The 16,032-nt window shown below is 66.2% G+C and carries 15 protein-coding genes; 10 read left to right on the plus strand and 5 right to left on the minus strand.

Going from position 1 to position 16,032, the window contains the following annotated elements; genetic code table 11:
* The first annotated feature begins 107 nt into the window (after positions 1 to 107).
* Complete coding sequence (locus MG068_RS18115; protein ID WP_005411111.1) at positions 108 to 512, plus strand: hypothetical protein; 405 nt, start codon at positions 108 to 110, stop codon at positions 510 to 512.
* A 138-nt stretch (positions 513 to 650) separates the two neighbouring features.
* Here the strand turns inward: MG068_RS18115 and MG068_RS18120 are convergent, their stop codons facing one another.
* The gene (locus tag MG068_RS18120; protein ID WP_132810811.1) at positions 651 to 1,763 is read right to left on the minus strand and encodes a PLP-dependent cysteine synthase family protein; all 1,113 of its coding nucleotides are present in this window, start codon (positions 1,761 to 1,763) and stop codon (positions 651 to 653) included.
* Between the two features lie 122 nt (positions 1,764 to 1,885).
* Between MG068_RS18120 and gloA the strand changes: the two genes are divergently transcribed.
* Positions 1,886 to 2,404 carry a lactoylglutathione lyase gene (gloA, locus tag MG068_RS18125; protein ID WP_049399209.1) on the plus strand — a complete coding sequence of 173 codons (519 nt, stop codon included), beginning with the start codon at positions 1,886 to 1,888 and terminating at the stop codon, positions 2,402 to 2,404.
* 92 nt (positions 2,405 to 2,496) lie between these two features.
* On the plus strand, positions 2,497 to 2,925 hold the full coding sequence (locus tag MG068_RS18130) for a VOC family protein (protein ID WP_132810812.1): 429 nt from the start codon (positions 2,497 to 2,499) through the stop codon (positions 2,923 to 2,925).
* Between the two features lie 67 nt (positions 2,926 to 2,992).
* Here the strand turns inward: MG068_RS18130 and MG068_RS18135 are convergent, their stop codons facing one another.
* Both MG068_RS18135 and glmS read right to left on the minus strand, forming a co-directional pair.
* On the minus strand, positions 2,993 to 3,424 hold the full coding sequence (locus MG068_RS18135; protein ID WP_010481344.1) for a CBS domain-containing protein: 432 nt from the start codon (positions 3,422 to 3,424) through the stop codon (positions 2,993 to 2,995).
* A gap of 447 nt (positions 3,425 to 3,871) precedes the next feature.
* Positions 3,872 to 5,710, minus strand: coding sequence for a glutamine--fructose-6-phosphate transaminase (isomerizing) (glmS, locus tag MG068_RS18140; protein ID WP_049399202.1), 1,839 nt, complete (start codon positions 5,708 to 5,710; stop codon positions 3,872 to 3,874).
* A 203-nt stretch (positions 5,711 to 5,913) separates the two neighbouring features.
* Here glmS and MG068_RS18145 point away from each other — a divergent pair, with 203 nt between their 5' ends.
* From MG068_RS18145 to MG068_RS18175, 7 genes are all read left to right on the plus strand, one after another.
* Positions 5,914 to 7,191, plus strand: a complete 1,278-nt coding sequence (locus MG068_RS18145; protein ID WP_049399200.1) for an efflux RND transporter periplasmic adaptor subunit — start codon at positions 5,914 to 5,916, stop codon at positions 7,189 to 7,191.
* A gap of 35 nt (positions 7,192 to 7,226) precedes the next feature.
* Complete coding sequence (locus tag MG068_RS18150; protein ID WP_032129038.1) at positions 7,227 to 7,952, plus strand: ABC transporter ATP-binding protein; 726 nt, start codon at positions 7,227 to 7,229, stop codon at positions 7,950 to 7,952.
* A gap of 10 nt (positions 7,953 to 7,962) precedes the next feature.
* Positions 7,963 to 9,261 carry an ABC transporter permease gene (locus tag MG068_RS18155; protein ID WP_071228877.1) on the plus strand — a complete coding sequence of 433 codons (1,299 nt, stop codon included), beginning with the start codon at positions 7,963 to 7,965 and terminating at the stop codon, positions 9,259 to 9,261.
* Positions 9,262 to 9,281: 20 nt separating this feature from the next.
* Positions 9,282 to 10,499 carry an ABC transporter permease gene (locus MG068_RS18160; RefSeq protein ID WP_049399196.1) on the plus strand — a complete coding sequence of 406 codons (1,218 nt, stop codon included), beginning with the start codon at positions 9,282 to 9,284 and terminating at the stop codon, positions 10,497 to 10,499.
* A gap of 16 nt (positions 10,500 to 10,515) precedes the next feature.
* Positions 10,516 to 10,893, plus strand: a complete 378-nt coding sequence (locus tag MG068_RS18165) for a PDZ domain-containing protein (RefSeq protein ID WP_206138725.1) — start codon at positions 10,516 to 10,518, stop codon at positions 10,891 to 10,893.
* Between the two features lie 125 nt (positions 10,894 to 11,018).
* Entirely contained in the window at positions 11,019 to 12,365 is a 1,347-nt protein-coding gene (locus MG068_RS18170; protein WP_132810814.1) for a sigma-54-dependent transcriptional regulator, read from the plus strand.
* Complete coding sequence (locus MG068_RS18175; protein ID WP_049399192.1) at positions 12,362 to 13,714, plus strand: sensor histidine kinase; 1,353 nt, start codon at positions 12,362 to 12,364, stop codon at positions 13,712 to 13,714. The genes MG068_RS18170 and MG068_RS18175 overlap by 4 nt, the downstream gene beginning before the upstream one ends.
* Before the next feature lie 380 nt (positions 13,715 to 14,094).
* Here the strand turns inward: MG068_RS18175 and MG068_RS18180 are convergent, their stop codons facing one another.
* Both MG068_RS18180 and glmU read right to left on the minus strand, forming a co-directional pair.
* The gene (locus MG068_RS18180; RefSeq protein ID WP_132810815.1) at positions 14,095 to 14,643 is read right to left on the minus strand and encodes a GNAT family N-acetyltransferase; all 549 of its coding nucleotides are present in this window, start codon (positions 14,641 to 14,643) and stop codon (positions 14,095 to 14,097) included.
* A complete protein-coding gene (gene glmU / locus MG068_RS18185; protein ID WP_132810816.1) occupies positions 14,612 to 15,979 on the minus strand; it encodes a bifunctional UDP-N-acetylglucosamine diphosphorylase/glucosamine-1-phosphate N-acetyltransferase GlmU in 1,368 nt (455 codons plus the stop codon). Before glmU ends, MG068_RS18180 begins: the two co-directional genes overlap by 32 nt.
* Between the last annotated feature and the right edge of the window lie 53 nt (positions 15,980 to 16,032).

A 16,032-nucleotide genomic window follows, 5' to 3' on the forward strand; every position in this document is an offset into this window, starting at 1 on the left:
GGGCTGACAAGGGGGCACGGCCTGGCATTCACGTCGGCCTTACGGTCCCGCGCTGAAGCTCTGGCTGCGGGGGAGTCCGCAGCGGTACGCACCGAACGAGGCCCTACATGGAAGGTCTGGCTGCAGTTGCATCCGCCTCACCGGCCCGGTCACTGGCATTGTCCGCCAGCCCGGCCGAACTGACCTGGATCGCCGCATTGTGCGATGCCGGCGACGACGCCCCGCGTCACCTGCAGCAACTGCAGGCAGTGCTGCAGCAGGGCGGCACGTTCAACGATGCCCAGGAGTGGTACCCGTTCGAGGTGATCGAACGTGGCGCCAGCCAGCTGCGGCTGGGCCATGAGCGCGAGTTCGTGATCTGCGTGCTGCTGTGGCTGCAGGCGCTGGCCCAGGGCCGAGCGAGCATCCTGGACCCGAGCCTGCATCTGGATGATCGCGCGATGGACATCGAGGCCTTGCCCGATGCACTGCGCGACGCGGTGCTGGACGCGTTCACTGCAGCGGGATATTGAGACGCCCCGGCGACCGGGTAGAGTCGACTGTTAGTCGACTTTCGCGCGCAGCGCGGGATTTTCGCGACCTGAACCTGGAGCAGTCGACTAACAGTCGACTCTACCCAGCCGACACACAGCCGGCCGTGCGTTGCCGCGTTACAACGCTTCCAGGCTGCACCACGGCAATTCGGGCAGTCCCTGCCCGGCCACCGCCGCCGCCAGTTGCGCATCGGCGCCGTCGACATCGATGCCCTGGCGCGCATACCACGACGGGTCGTAGTAGCTCTGTGCGTAGCGCTCGCCGCTGTCGCACAGGATGCTGACGATGCTGCCCTGGTGGCCCGCCTCGCGCATCCACTGCGCCGCCTGCAGCACACCGATGAAGTTGGTGCCGGTGGAGCCACCGACACGGCGGCCGAGCTGGCGGCTGACATGGCGCATCGCGGCCAGGCTCAGCGCGTCGGGCACCTTCACCATCGCATCGACGCTGGTCGGGATGAAGCTCGGCTCCACCCGCGGCCGGCCGATGCCTTCCACGCGCGAACCGCCGCTGCAGGTCAGGCCGCGCCAGTCCTGCTGGCCGGCCACGGCAGCCTGATAGCCATCGAAGAACACCGACACTTCCGGGTCCGCGCAAAGGATGCGGGTGTCATGCCGGCGGTAGCTGACATAGCGGCCCAGCGTCGCTGCGGTACCGCCGGTACCGGGGCTGCACACGATCCATTCCGGAACCGGGCTGGGCTCCTCGGCCATCTGCTTGAAGATGGACTCGGCAATGTTGTTGTTGGCCCGCCAGTCGGTAGCGCGCTCGGCATAGGTGAACTGGTCCATGAAGTGGCCACCGGTTTCACGGGCCAGCTTTTCCGAATCACAGTTGAGGTCGCAGGCACGTTCGACCAGGTGGCAACGGCCGCCGTGGAACTCGATCGCGGCGATCTTTTCAGGCGAGGTGGAGGCCGGGATCACCGCAATGAACGGCAGGCCGAGCAGCCGCGCGAAATAGGCTTCGGACACGGCGGTCGAGCCGCTGGAGGCCTCGATCACCGGCCGCCCTTCGCGCAGCCAGCCGTTGGTCAACGCATACAGGAACAGCGAGCGCGCCAACCGGTGTTTCAGGCTGCCGGTGGGATGGCTCGATTCATCCTTCAGGTACACATCGATGCCCGCGAACCCGGGCAGCGCCAGCGGGATCAGGTGGGTATCGGCGGAACGGTTGAAATCGGCTTCGATCTTGCGGATGGCGGCAGCCACCCATTCACGCTGCGACATGGCGGGCAATGCTCAGAACGGAACGGTGCGATCCGCCCATTGTACGTCGCGGTGCCGTCAGGTGACGGCCGGTAGAATGGCCCCATCCGGCCAGCAACGGCCCTGTCTGAAGGACCTCCCCCATGACCATTCCCGCCCTGCGCGATGTCCCCGGCGTCGCCGCCCAGGCCCCGGCCGAGACCACCGGCTTCGTGTTCAACCACACCATGCTGCGGGTGAAGGACATCACCGCCTCGCTGGACTTCTACACCCGCGTGCTCGGCTACCAGCTGATCGACAAGCGCGACTTCGCCGAAGCCCAGTTCAGCCTGTATTTCCTGGCCTACGTACCGGCCGGCGCGGTGGTGCCGGAAGACGACAGCCAGCGCCGCGTGTGGATGGCCGGCCTGCCGGGTGTGCTGGAACTGACCCATAACCACGGCACCGAAACCCAGGACGGCGCGGTCTACCACGACGGCAACAGCGACCCGCGCGGCTTCGGCCACATCTGCGTGTCCGTGCCGGACATCGAAGCCGCCTGCCAGCGCTTCGAGGACCTGGGCGTGACCTTCCAGAAGCGCCTGACCGACGGCCGCATGAAGAACCTGGCCTTCATCAAGGACCCGGACGGCTACTGGGTCGAGATCATCTCCAACGTCTGACCCAAAAAGGGGACGGAGGGGATTAAGTCGTTTCTGGCACTATTGGCTGGAAGCGACTTAATCCCCTCCGTCCCCTTTTTTGCGAGGTTCGTATGGAAACGATGGAACTGCACCGTGGCCGCCTGATCGACCACATCCAGCTGGTGGTGCGCGACCTGGCCGCCAGCCGGCGCTTCTACCAGGCGGTGTTCGATACGATCGGCATCCCGATCGCCGGCGAAGGCGAGGATTACTTCTGGGCCGATGAGCTGTTCATTTCCAGCGCCAGCAGCACGGCCGCCGCCGGTCAGCTGACCGGGCGCCACCATCTGGCGTTCCAGGCACGCGACAGCGCCACCGTCGATGCCTTCCATACCGCCGCGATCGCCGCCGGCGGCACCGACAACGGCGCGCCGGGTGAACGCCCTTACCACCCGGGCTACTACGGCGCGTTCGTGCTCGATCCGGATGGCAACAACATCGAAGTGGTCTACCACGGTCCGGCGAACTACAGCGCCGATTCGGTGAAGGTCACTTTCTGATATCACCGAAGCCGTGAACGAAGAAGCCGGGCAATGCCCGGCTTCTCTGCATCCAAGGGTCCAGCCCTCAGTGGGCGGCCATGTAGATGTCCTGCAGCACGGCCTTTTCCAGCTCCAGCTCGCCCAGCAGGTTCTTCACGATGTCACCCAGGCTGAGGATGCCAACCAGTCGGGTGCCTTCGGTGACCATCAGATGACGGCGCCGCGAGTATGTCATCAGCGACATGGCCTGCTTCAGGGTCGCTTCCGGCGCAATGCCTTCCAGGCCGGTGGACGGCAGGCTGGAAATCACCCGGCGGCCGGCCTGCGGGCCGTCGTCGGCCAGGGTGCGCACGATGTCCTTCTCGGAAATGATGCCGACCGGGGCATCGTCCTTCATCACCACCAGCGCAGCGATCTTGTTCGCGCTCATCTTGTGGGCGGCGGCACCGATGGTGTCTTCGGCGTCGATGGTGATGACAGCTTCTTTCTTGGATTGCAGGAGTTCGCGGACGTTCATTCTTGTTTCCTGGTGCAGGTCACTGAAGTCAAAAAAGTGTGCTCTTCCGATACGCCCCCTCCCCGGGAACAGACCTTTCAGCGCACGTCTGGCGCACCCGGCTGCCGGTGGAAATGGATCGGCAGACGACGTGCTGCAACGCGAACGAGGTGGGTTCAACCGCTCAACCCGGCCCTCGGTCAAATCGATTCTACGACTGCGACCATCGGTCACTACCGGCATCGATAGGACAGTTCGTCGTGGGAACCAACTGACGATCCAGAGAATGGCACCGCGGCTGAAACCGCCGCTGAATACAGGCGATGTCGCGCATTAAAGATTGATTGCCTGCTGCCGACAGCGGACAGAACACCCGGCGGCTGTCCCACTTGGCACGACCACCGGCGCAAACGAAAGGGGCCCACGTGGGGCCCCTTTCGCATGCAGCTTCCAGCGGTTCCGGCGGAGTTACTCCACCGTCACGCTCTTGGCCAGGTTGCGTGGCTTGTCCACGTCGGTGCCACGTGCCAGTGCGGTGTGGTACGCCAGCAGCTGCACCGGGATGGTGTGCACGATGGGGCTGAGCACGCCGGCATGGCGCGGCGTGCGGATCACATGCACGCCTTCGGACTCGTTGAAGTTGCTGTCCTGGTCGGCGAACACGAACAGCTCGCCGCCGCGCGCGCGCACTTCCTGCATGTTCGACTTCACCTTCTCCAGCAGGCTGTCGTTGGGCGCGATCACCACTACCGGCATGTCCTCGTCCACCAGCGCCAGCGGGCCATGCTTCAGCTCGCCCGCCGGGTAGGCCTCGGCGTGGATGTAGGAGATTTCCTTGAGCTTGAGCGCGCCTTCCAGCGCGATCGGGTAATGCAGGCCACGACCCAGGAACAGCGCACTGCTCTTGCGGGCGAAACGCTCGGCCCAGGCGGCGATCTGCGGCTCCATGTTCAGCGCGTGCTGCACGCTGCCCGGCAGGAAGCGCAGCTGCTCCAGGTAGTCCGCTTCCTGCGCCGCGTCGATGCGGCCATGCAGCTTGCCCAGCACCACGGTCAGCTGGAACAGTGCGGCCAGCTGGGTGGTGAAGGCCTTGGTCGAGGCCACGCCGATCTCGGCGCCGGCGCGGGTGTAGCAGACCAGCTCGCTGGCGCGCGGAATCGCGCTTTCCGGCACGTTGCAGATCGACAGCGTGTGCTTGTGGCCAAGCGACTTGGCGTACTTCAACGCCTCCATCGTATCCAGCGTTTCGCCGGACTGGGAGATGGTGACGATCAGGTGCTTCGGGTTGGCATACGCGGCGCGGTAGCGGTACTCGCTGGCAATCTCCACGCTGCACGGCAGCCCGGCGATGGCTTCGATCCAGTAGCGCGCGGTCAGGCCGGCGTAATAGCTGGTGCCGCAGGCGATGATCTGCACGCCTTCGATGCCGGACAGCACGGCCTCGGCATTCTTGCCGAACAGTTCGGCCGGGAAACCACCGGCGTCGATCGCTGCCTCGATGGTGTCGCCCAGCGCGCGCGGCTGCTCGTGGATTTCCTTCTGCATGAAGTGGCGGTACGGGCCCAGCTCCAGCGATGCCAGCGATACGTCGGACAGGTGCACCTCGCGCTCGATCGGCTGGTCGTGCTCGTCGAAGATACGCACACCGTCGCGGCGGATCTCCGCGGTGTCGCCCTCTTCCAGGAAGATCACCTTGCGGGTGGCCGAGATCACCGCCGAGACGTCGGACGCCACGAAGTTCTCGCCCTCGCCCAGGCCGATCAGCAGCGGGCAGCCCATGCGCGCGCAGACGAAGCGTTCCGGCTCGGCGCGGCTGACCACGGCCAGTGCGTAGGCACCGGTCAGCTCCTTCACCGTATGCTGCAGCGCCACCAGCAGGTCGTCGCCGTCCTTCAGGTGGTGATGGATCAGGTGCGCGATGACTTCGGTGTCGGTCTGCGACTCGAAGGTGTAACCCAGGGCACGCAGCTTCTCGCGCTGCTCCTCGTGATTTTCGATGATGCCGTTGTGCACCAGCGCCACGCCGTGGCTGATGTGCGGATGCGCGTTGGCCTCGGTGACACCACCGTGGGTGGCCCAGCGGGTGTGGCCGATGCCCAGCACTGCATTGAAGCCCTCGGCCTCGGCCGCAGTGGCCATTTCCGACACACGGCCGGTACGACGCACGCGGCGCACATCCGGCCGTTCGGCATGGTCGATCACCGCGATGCCCGAGGAATCGTAACCACGGTACTCAAGGCGCTTCAGGCCTTCGATCAGCACCGGCACTACGTCGCGATCAGCGATCGCACCCACGATTCCACACATGTCACGCGTTTCCTTGAAGACGATCGCCGCATTCTAGCCTGCGGGCCCGCGCTCCCCCTCCTGTCCGCTTAATGAAAGTGTCCGGAAAGGTGTCCGCGGACACCCGGACACTTCAGGGCGCCTCCCAACCCATTGACCCACAAGGAAATAAAGTTGGCACGCTACGTGCTTGGTACCCACTACCACCGTCAGGCACGCACCCGATGATCCGCGACACCTCCGCACAGGACCAGATCGTTTCCTCCGCCCCGGCCGGCACCACCCGCGCCAACTGGCAGCGTTACCGCTGGCCGGCACTGGGCGCCATCGCGCTGCTGGCCGGCATCGGCTGGGCCGTGTACGCCTGGTCCAACGCCAGCCGCTCCTACGACAGCAGCCGCGTGCGCATCGCCGAAGTGAAGCGCGGCGACCTGGTCCGCGACATCGCCGCCGACGGTCGGGTGATTGCCGCCAACAGCCCGATCCTGTACGCCATCTCGGCCGGTACCGTGGACCTGAAAGTCGTTGCCGGTGACGTGGTCAAGAAGGACCAGGAGCTGGCGGTCATCGACAGCCCGGAACTGCGCAGCAAGCTGGCCCAGGAGCAGGCCACCCTGGCCGGCCTGGAAGCCGAGGCCAGCCGCGCCGCGCTGGACGCCACCCTGGCCCGCGCCAAGTCGCGCAAGGAAACCGACCAGGCCACCATCGAGCGGCAGGCCGCCGACCGCGACCTGCAGCGCTACCAGCGCGGTTACGACGGCGGTGCAGTACCGCAGATCGATCTGGCCAAGGCCAAGGACTCGCTGAAGAAGGCCGACATCACCCTGGCCAACGCCACCACCGATGCACGCCTGCAGAGCCAGGGCGCTGACCTGGACGCCCGCAACAAGCGCCTGCTGGCCGACCGCCAGAAGGCGGTGGTGGCCGAGGTGCAGCGCCAGGTGGACGCGCTGACCCTGCGCGCGCCGTTCGACGGCCAGGTCGGCCAGGTGCAGGCCGTCCAGTCCACCAACCTGGCCGCCAATGCGCCCGTGCTGGGCGTGGTCGACCTGTCCAAGTTCGAGGTCGAGATCAAGGTGCCGGAGAGCTTCGCCCGCGACCTGGCGATCGGCATGCCGGCGCAGCTGACCGGCGGCAACGGCAAGCCGTTCCCGGGCGAGATCAGTGCGGTGTCGCCGGAAGTGGTCAACGGCGAGGTCAACGCCCGCGTGCGCTTCGCCAGCGCGCAGCCGGAAGGCCTGCGCCAGAGCCAGCGGATGTCGGTGCGCGTGCTGCTCGACACCCGCAAGGACGTGCTGAAGGTCGAGCGCGGCCCGTTCGTCGAACAGGGCAACGGCATCGCCTACGTGATGGATGGCCGCACCGCAGTGCGGCGTCCGGTGGAACTGGGCGTCAGCAGCCTGGGCGAAGTGGAAATCAAGTCGGGTGTGCAGCCGGGCGACCGCATCGTGGTCTCTGGCAGCGACCTGTTCAAGGACGCCGAACGCGTCTCCGTCAACTGATACCTGATACCTGAATCCTGGAGAGAGGACACCCCATGTACATGCTCGAAATGCGTTCGGTCGCCAAGGTCTTCCGCACCGAACAGGTGGAAACCCACGCACTGCGCTCGCTGGAACTGCAGGTCAAGGAAGGTGAGTTCGTCGCCGTCACCGGCCCGTCAGGCTCCGGCAAGACCACCTTCCTCAACATCGCCGGCCTGCTGGAAACCTTCACCAGCGGCACCTACATGCTTGACGGCCAGGACGTGAGCACGCTGGGCGACGACGCCCGCAGCCGCCTGCGCAACCAGAAGATCGGCTTCATCTTCCAGGGCTTCAACCTGATCCCCGACCTGAACCTGTTCGACAACGTCGACGTGCCGCTGCGCTATCGGAAGATGAGCGCCAACGAGCGCCGCGAACGTATCGAGAAGGCGCTGAGCCAGGTCGGCCTCGGCTCGCGCATGAAGCATTATCCGAATGAACTGTCGGGTGGCCAGCAGCAGCGCGCGGCCATCGCGCGTGCGCTGGCCGGCAGCCCGCGCCTGCTGCTGGCCGACGAACCGACCGGCAACCTGGACACACAGATGGCCCGCGGCGTGATGGAACTGCTGGAGGAGATCAACGCTGCCGGCACCACCATCGTGATGGTCACCCACGATCCGGAACTGGCCGCGCGCGCGCAGCGCAACGTGCACATCGTCGATGGCCAGGTGACCGACCTGGTGCGCGAGCCGGTGCTGGCCACCCCGCCGCGCCACATTGTCGCCGTCAACGAGTGAGGGCCCGACCATGTTCGCCTACTACGCCCGATTGGCGGTGCGCAGCTTCCGCCGCAACAAGGTACTGACCGCGTTGATGGTGATCGCTATCGCGCTAGGCATCGGCGCCTCGATGACCACGTTGACCGTGTTCCACGTGCTGTCCGGTGACCCGATTCCCGGCAAGAGTGACCGCCTGTTCTATGTGCAGCTTGATGCCGCGACCGGCGCCTATGTCGCTGGCGAGGAACCGGAAACCCAGCTGACCCGCTTCGACGGTGAAGCCCTGCTGCGCGAGGCCAAGGGCGAGCGCCAGGCACTGATGAGCGGCGGCGGCGGTACCATCGAACCGGACAACAGCACTCTCAAGCCCTTCAGCATCGACACCCGCTGGACCTCGGCCGACTTCTTCCCGATGTTCGAGGTGCCCATGCAGTACGGCCGCCCCTGGACGCGCGAGGACGATGAAGGCCGTGCACGCGTGGTGGTCATCTCCAAGGCGCTCAATGACAAGCTGTACCAAGGCGCCAACAGCGTGGGCCGCGACCTGCGCATGGAAGGGCAGAGCTACCGCATTGTCGGCGTGATGAAGGAATGGAGCCCGGAGCCGCACTTCTACGACCTGACCACGGGCAGCTACGGCAAGAACGAGGACCTGCTGCTGCCGATCTCCACCTCCTTCGACCTGAAGCTGGGCAACAACGGCAACATGAACTGCTTCGGCGAGAATCCCGACGGCAACAGCTACTCGCTCAACGCACCGTGCGCGTGGCTGCAGTACTGGGTGGAGATGGACCCGGCCAAGGCCGCCGACTACCGCCGCTACCTGGAGAACTATTCGACCCAGCAGCGCGAGGCCGGCCGCTTCAAGCATCCGCCGAACGTGCGCCTGCGCACCGTGATGGAATGGCTGGACTTCAATGGCGCGGTCCCCAGCGATGTGCGCCTGCAGCTGTGGCTGGCGCTGGGCTTCCTGGGTGTCTGCCTGATCAACACGGTGGGCCTGCTGCTGGCCAAGTTCCTGCGCCGCAGTGGTGAGATCGGCGTGCGCCGCGCCCTCGGTGCCAGCCGTGGCCAGATCTTCCTGCAGTGCCTGGTGGAAGCCGGTGCGGTCGGCGTTGTCGGTGGCGTGCTGGGTATCGGTCTGGCCCTGCTTGGCCTGTTCGCGGTGCGCCAGCAACCGGTGGAATACGCAAAGCTGGCCCACCTGGACGGCAACATGCTGCTGCTCGCGCTGGGCCTGACCCTGCTCGCCAGTCTTGCCGCCGGGTTCCTGCCCGCCTGGCGCGCCATGCAGGTCACCCCGGCCATCCAGCTCAAGTCGCAGTAAGCACCCGAACGAGGACTCCCATGGACATCCGCCCCATCCTCAGCACGCTGCGCCGGCACAAGACCGCCGCTGCCCTGATCGTGCTGGAAGTCGCACTGACCTGCGCCATCGTCTGCAACGCGCTGTTCCTGGTCAGCCAGCGCGTGGAGAAGATCAGCATGCCCAGCGGCATCGCCGAGAGCGAACTGGTCATGCTGCGCGTCAGCGGCATCGGCAAGCAGACCGACGCCATGGCCCGCACCCGCGAGGACCTGGCATCGCTGCGCGCGATTCCCGGCGTCAGCAACGTCACCATCATCAACCAGGTCCCCTTCCGCAACGGCTCCTCCAGCAGCAGCATTTCGCGTGTGATCGACCAGGAACGGCCGACCACCAACGCCTCGATGTACACCCTGTCCGAGAACGGGCTGGCCACGATGGGCATCAACCTGATCGCAGGCCGCGATTTCCTGCCCGACGAGTACCAGAACTTCGAAGACGCCAGCAAGGGCGGCGCAAAGGAGAACGCGATCCCGGTCATCCTCACCCAGGCCACCGCCGCCAAGATGGAACCCAATGGCAGTGCGCTGGGCAAGACCTACTACATGGGCAAGCAGCCGCTGCATGTGGTCGGCATCGTCGACACGCTCAGCACGCCCAACGGCTGGAATGACAACTGGACCAACTCGATGCTGCTGCCCATGCGGCGCACCTTCGACGAAGGTGGCACGTATGTGCTGCGCACTTCGCCGGAACGCCGCAAGGAAGTACTCGATGCCGGTGCCGCCGCGCTGGAACGCAACGACCCCAACCGGCTGATGCGCGACAAGCTGACCTATGAAGACCAGCGCAAGGACTTCTTCAAGAACGACCGCGCGATGGTCGGCCTGCTGATCACCGTCAGCATCTCGCTGCTGGTGGTCACCGCGCTGGGCATCATCGGCCTGGCCAGCTTCTGGGTGCAGCAGCGCAGCAAGCAGATCGGCATCCGCCGTGCGCTGGGCGCGACCCGCGGGCAGATCCTGCGCTACTTCCAGACCGAGAACTTCCTGCTGGCCACGCTGGGCATCGTGCTGGGCATGCTGGCGGCCTACGCCATCAACCTGGCGCTGATGAACCTGTACGAGCTGCCGCGCATGCCGCTGTACTACCTGCCGCTGGGTGCACTGCTGCTGTGGGTGCTGGGCCAGATCGCCGTGTTCGGGCCGGCGCGGCGTGCGGCAGCGGTGCCGCCTGCGGTCGCCACGCGGGGCGCGTGAGATGCGTGCCCGCGCGATGTGCCTGATGCTGCTCCTGCCATTGCCGGCGCTGGCCGGCGGTGGCAGTGCGCAGACACTGGAGTGGCGCCAGGATGCCGCGCGGTTGTCCTTGCGCTCAACGGAGGGCCAGGTGCACGTGGAGGCCGCCAGCCCGGAAATGCGCTTCGGCGTGCGCAGTGGCGATCGCATCCTGCGCGTGGACGACACGGCGGTGCGCCGGGTCGAACACCTTGCCGAGGCCCTGCGTCATGCCAACGCAGCCACCGCCTATCTGTTGCTGCGCCGCGACAAGCGCGAACTGACGGTGGCGGTCGACGCCGCAGCCTGGCGCCAGGCGCTGGAGGTGCCGCCGCCACCTGCGCCGCCACGGCCCCCGGCGCCTCCCCGGCGCTGAGCGAGGGCCGCTCCTGCACAGCCACGGGTTTGGCTATGCTTGATGGGTGGCGCCGGGCTCTCCCGGCGTATGGATACGAACACGGCTCCATCGGCGCCGCCCATCCCTTTCTGCAGAACTGCTTGATGCCTTCGATCCTGATCATCGACGACAACGCCAGCGTGGGTACCGCGCTGGACGTGCTGTTCTCCCTGCACGACATCGACACCCTGCAGGCGCAGAGCCCGTCCGAAGGGCTGGCCCTGCTGGAGTCGCAGCCGGTCGACCTGGTGATCCAGGACATGAACTTCAGCGAGGACACCACCTCCGGCGAAGAAGGCGAGGCCCTGTTCGCGCAGATCCGCGCGCGCCATCCCGATCTGCCGGTGATCCTGCTGACCGCCTGGACCCACCTCAGCAGCGCGGTGGATCTGGTCAAGGCCGGTGCGGCCGACTACCTGGCCAAGCCCTGGGACGACCGCAAGCTGATGACCACGGTCAACAACCTGCTGGAACTGTCCGAGGCGCGCCGCGAACTGGACCGGCGCCGCAGCCGTGAACTGCGCCAGCGCAATGCGCTGGAAGAGAAGTATGACCTGTGCGGCGCGGTCTTCGCCGACCCCGCCAGCGAGCGCGTCATCGCCCTCGCCTGCCAGGTCGCACGCTCGGAACTGCCGGTACTGATCACCGGCGCGAACGGTGCCGGCAAGGAGAAGATCGCGCAGATCATCCAGGCCAATTCCCTGGTGGCCAAGGGTCCATTCGTGGCGGTCAACTGTGGCGCGCTGCCTTCGGAACTGATCGAGGCCGAACTGTTCGGTGCCGAGGCCGGTGCGTATACCGGCGCCAACAAGGCGCGCGAAGGCAAGTTCGAGGCCGCCGATGGTGGCACCCTGTTCCTGGATGAGATCGGCAACCTGTCGCTGGGCGGGCAGATGAAGCTGCTGCGTGTGCTGGAAACCGGCCGCTTCGAGCGCCTGGGCTCCAACCGCGAACGCCAGGTCAAGGTCCGCGTGGTCAGCGCGACCAATGCCGACCTGCCGGCGATGATCCGCGACGGCACCTTCCGCGAAGACCTCTATTACCGCCTCAACACGGTGGAACTGGTGCTGCCGCCGCTGGCCGATCGCCCGGGCGACATCGTGCCGCTGGCCGAGCGCTTCCTGACCGCTGGCAAACCCCTGTCCAGCGCCGCCACCGCCGCCCTGCTGCGGCACCCGTGGCCAGGCAACGTGCGCGAACTGCGCAACGTGATCCAGCGCGCCGAACTGCTGGCCATCGGCAACCGCATTGAAGTGGCCGACCTGAACCTGCCGCGCGCAGCCGCAGCACCGCGCCCGGCCCCCAGTGCGGGCAATGACCCCGACCGCGCGCGCATCGAAGAGGTACTGGCGCGCAACCATGGCGTCATCGCCCAGGCCGCCGCCGAACTCGGCCTGAGCCGCCAGGCGCTGTACCGGCGCATGGACCGCCACGGTATCCCGCGAGAATGAAACGGCGCTCGTTCACTTTCCGCCTGTTCCTGCGCCTGCTGCCGGTGCTGGCGCTGGCCGCCGCGTTGCCGTGGCTGCTGGCCTACTGGATGGACCATGGCTGGGTGGTGACCACGGTGTCGGCGTTGATCCTGCTGTCGCTGATGTGGTGGACCCTGCGTCGCGCTACCGCCCCGGTGCGGTCACTGATGCGGGCCCTGGCGGGCACCACCAGCAGCTATCGCGACGGCGAATACAACTTCGGCGTGCACTGGCCCGGCAATGACGAGCTCGGCGACCTGGTGCAGGCACACCGCGAACTGGGCGATGTGCTGCGTGCACAGCGGCAGGGCCTGGTGCAACGCGAACTTCTGCTGGACACGATGGTGCAGAACACGCCGGTGGCGATGCTGCTGATCGCCTCGGGCGGTGATGGCATCGCCCGCGTGGTGTTCTCCAATCTGGCTGCGCGCAAGCTGCTGCATGGCGGCTGGAAGCTGGAAGGCCAGCGCCTGGAGGACGTGCTGGAACAGGTGCCGGTGGAGCTGCGCGATGCCATCGCCCGCGGTGGCGACAGCCTGTTCGCGGTGCATGCCGAGGGCGAGGACGGCGATGAGGACGACGAGCAGGTGTACCACCTCTCGCGCCGCGCCTTCCAGCTCAATGGTCGTCCGCACGACCTGCTGCTGGTACGCCTGCTGACCGCCGAGCTGCGCCGCCAGGAAGTACAGACCTGGAAGAAGGTGATCCGGGTGATCAGCCACGAGCTCAACAACTCGCTGGCACCGATTGCCTCGCTGGCCCACTCCGGCGGTGTACTGGTGCAGCGTGAGCGCTTTGACCGGCTGCCGGAGATCTTCACCACCATCGAGGATCGTGCACGCCACCTGGAAGGCTTCATCCGCGGCTATGCGCGCTTTGCCAAGCTGCCGCAACCGCAGTTGCAGACCGTGCACTGGGCCCCCTTCCTGTCCAGCCTGCGCCAGCAGATCCCATTCGGCATGGAACGTGAGCCGGACGAGGAACTGAGCAGCCGCATCGACATCGCCCAGTTCGGGCAGGCACTGCTGAACCTGTTGAAGAACGCGCACGAAGCCTGCGCCGAAGCAGAACCGCCCAACGACGACGTACAGGTGCAACTCACGCGGCTGCCGCAGTGGCTGCGCCTGGACGTACTGGATCGCGGCAAGGGCATGAACGAGCAGGTGCTGCAGAATGCGCTGATGCCGTTCTATTCGACCAAGCGCAATGGCACCGGGCTGGGCTTGGCCTTGACCCGCGAGATCGTGGAAGCGCATGGCGGCCGGGTATCACTGCAGAATCGCGGCGATGGCGGGTTGTGCGTGTCGATCCTGTTGCCGGTGGGTTGATCGGGCCAACGGGGTTCCCGGTAGTGTGTATATGCCGACCAAGGTCGGCACCTGCCAAAGCTGCGGCATCGGCATCCTGCGCTCCAGGGGAACGGGAGCATCAAGAGCAAACGCAACGAGATCAACGCGTAGTTTGAATCGACTGGGTGCAGCTGCGGCTCTGGATGTTGGTTCCGCCTTGAGCGAGCCAAGCATCGCCGGGGAATCTGGGGCGCAGAGGCGCCGATGTTTGAGCGCAGCGAGTTCGGCGCCGTCCCCTGATTCACCGAGAAGCGCAGGGCACCGATGCGCAGCATCGGCTCGCGACCGGCGGAGCGTTTCTTTTGGTTACTTTTCTTTGCGCACAAAGAAAAGTAACGCCCATGACCGGTGGCCGACCTTCAGCCATCCAGCGAAGAGATGGATCGCCGCATCGCCACCCGCAGGTGCATCGGGAACCCGAGCGCAGCCTCTTCGGCCATCACCGCGCGCAGGCCATCGTTCCACTGCGCCTCGGGCACTACGTCGAATCCTTCGCTGGCATAGAAGGCCGCATTCCACGGCACATCGGACAGCGTGGTCAGCACCGCGGCCGCGTAGCCTCCCACCCTCGCCTGCGCCAAGGCATGGCGCAGCAAAGCGCGGCCGTGGCCACGCCGCGCGTGTGCGGGATCCACGTCCATCTGCAGCACATGGAATTCACCGCAGAGTTCGCCGGCCAGCAGGTAACCCGCGATACCACCGTCAGCCGCATCCACCACCCACAACTGGCCACGTTGAAGGCCATCCTGCAGCGTCGGCAGGTCCAGACCATGCCCGGCAAACACCGGGTAGGCCTGGTGACCCTTCAGCAGTTCACCGGCACGTTGTTCAATTGCCGGCAGCATGCCGAGTTCGTCGGCATGCGGGATGCGTGGCTCAGGACTTCTTGAGCGGGCGCTTCCAGCCATCGATGGTTTCCTGTCGTGCACGTGCCAGTGTCAGCTTGCCATCCGGGGCGTCGCGGGTGATGACCGAACCGGCGGCAATCGTCGCACTGTCGCCAATGGTCACCGGCGCTACCAGCGAACTATTGGAACCAATGAAGGCGTTGTCGCCGATGGTGGTGGTCGACTTGTTCACGCCGTCGTAGTTGCAGGTGATGGTGCCGGCACCGATGTTTACCTTGCTGCCGATCACCGCATCGCCCAGGTAGGTCAGATGGTTGGCCTTGCTGCCAACACCGAGGGTGACCTTCTTGGTCTCGACGAAGTTGCCCACGTGCACGCCGTCGGCGAGCACGGTCCCCGGACGCAGCCGCGCGAACGGTCCTACCAGCGCAGCACCTTCGGTTACCACGCCTTCAAGATCACAATGCGCGCGCACTTCGGTGCCCGGGCCAAGATTGACGTCCTTCAGCCGGTTGAACGGGCCCACGGTGACGCCGTCGCCGAGCACGATGTGGCCTTCCAGAACGACGTCGACATCGATCAGCACATCGCTGCCCACGGTGACAGTGCCACGGATATCCAGTCGTGCCGGGTCACGCACGCGCGCGCCCTGCGCGCACAGGGCCCGTACCGCGCGGCGCTGCCAGGCACGCTCCAGCTGCGCAAGCTGCCAGGGATCGTTTGCCCCTTCGGCTTCCTGCGCGTCGGCCACCAGTGCCATTTCGGCCGGGGTGTACTCGTGCGCGGCAAAGGCGAACACGTCGGTCAGGTAGTACTCGCCCTGCGCGTTGCTGTTGGACAACTGCGACAGCCAGCGCCGCAGCGCGGTCGACTCGGCGGCAATGATGCCGGTATTGATCGTGCGCACACGCAGCTGGTCGTCGGTAGCGTCCTTCTGCTCGACAATGGAGCCCACCTTGCCTTCGGCATCGCGCAGCACGCGGCCGTAGCCGGTCGGGTCATCGACATCGGCGACCAGCACCGCCAGGCGACCCGGCTGCGCCAGCAGGTCGCGCAGGGTCTGCGCGCGGATCAGTGGCACGTCGCCGTACAGCACCAGCACCTGCGCGGCGTCAGGCACCTGCGGCATCGCCTGGGCCACCGCATGGCCGGTGCCCAGCTGCCGTGCCTGTTCAGCCCATTGCAGGTCGGGCTGGTCGGCGAAGTACTGGCGCACCGCTTCACCACCATGGCCGTAGACCACGTGGATCGCCGAGGGCTGCAGTTCGCGGGCCGCATCGATCACATGCGCCAGCATCGGCTGGCCGGCGATCGGCTGCAGCACCTTCGGCAGCACCGACTTCATTCGCTTGCCCGCGCCAGCGGCGAGGATGATGACGTGCAGGGGTTGGGTCATGGAAACGGCAGTCCGTGGTTCGTTGCCGATGATTCTAGAGCGTGGGCCGTTAA

Origin of the sequence: Stenotrophomonas sp. ASS1, assembly GCF_004346925.1 — a bacterium.
Lineage (GTDB): Bacteria > Pseudomonadota > Gammaproteobacteria > Xanthomonadales > Xanthomonadaceae > Stenotrophomonas > Stenotrophomonas maltophilia_A.

Bases quoted from the DNA above. Each gene is read 5' to 3' on its own strand.
- MG068_RS18115 (WP_005411111.1), top strand. From the start codon at position 108: ATGGAAGGTCTGGCTGCAGTTGCATCCGCCTCACCGGCCCGGTCACTG.
- MG068_RS18120 (WP_132810811.1), bottom strand. From the start codon at position 1,763: ATGTCGCAGCGTGAATGGGTGGCTGCCGCCATCCGCAAGATCGAAGCC.
- gloA (WP_049399209.1), top strand. From the start codon at position 1,886: ATGACCATTCCCGCCCTGCGCGATGTCCCCGGCGTCGCCGCCCAGGCC.
- MG068_RS18130 (WP_132810812.1), top strand. From the start codon at position 2,497: ATGGAAACGATGGAACTGCACCGTGGCCGCCTGATCGACCACATCCAG.
- MG068_RS18135 (WP_010481344.1), bottom strand. From the start codon at position 3,424: ATGAACGTCCGCGAACTCCTGCAATCCAAGAAAGAAGCTGTCATCACC.
- glmS (WP_049399202.1), bottom strand. From the start codon at position 5,710: ATGTGTGGAATCGTGGGTGCGATCGCTGATCGCGACGTAGTGCCGGTG.
- MG068_RS18145 (WP_049399200.1), top strand. From the start codon at position 5,914: ATGATCCGCGACACCTCCGCACAGGACCAGATCGTTTCCTCCGCCCCG.
- MG068_RS18150 (WP_032129038.1), top strand. From the start codon at position 7,227: ATGTACATGCTCGAAATGCGTTCGGTCGCCAAGGTCTTCCGCACCGAA.
- MG068_RS18155 (WP_071228877.1), top strand. From the start codon at position 7,963: ATGTTCGCCTACTACGCCCGATTGGCGGTGCGCAGCTTCCGCCGCAAC.
- MG068_RS18160 (WP_049399196.1), top strand. From the start codon at position 9,282: ATGGACATCCGCCCCATCCTCAGCACGCTGCGCCGGCACAAGACCGCC.
- MG068_RS18165 (WP_206138725.1), top strand. From the start codon at position 10,516: ATGTGCCTGATGCTGCTCCTGCCATTGCCGGCGCTGGCCGGCGGTGGC.
- MG068_RS18170 (WP_132810814.1), top strand. From the start codon at position 11,019: ATGCCTTCGATCCTGATCATCGACGACAACGCCAGCGTGGGTACCGCG.
- MG068_RS18175 (WP_049399192.1), top strand. From the start codon at position 12,362: ATGAAACGGCGCTCGTTCACTTTCCGCCTGTTCCTGCGCCTGCTGCCG.
- MG068_RS18180 (WP_132810815.1), bottom strand. From the start codon at position 14,643: ATGGCTGGAAGCGCCCGCTCAAGAAGTCCTGAGCCACGCATCCCGCAT.
- glmU (WP_132810816.1), bottom strand. From the start codon at position 15,979: ATGACCCAACCCCTGCACGTCATCATCCTCGCCGCTGGCGCGGGCAAG.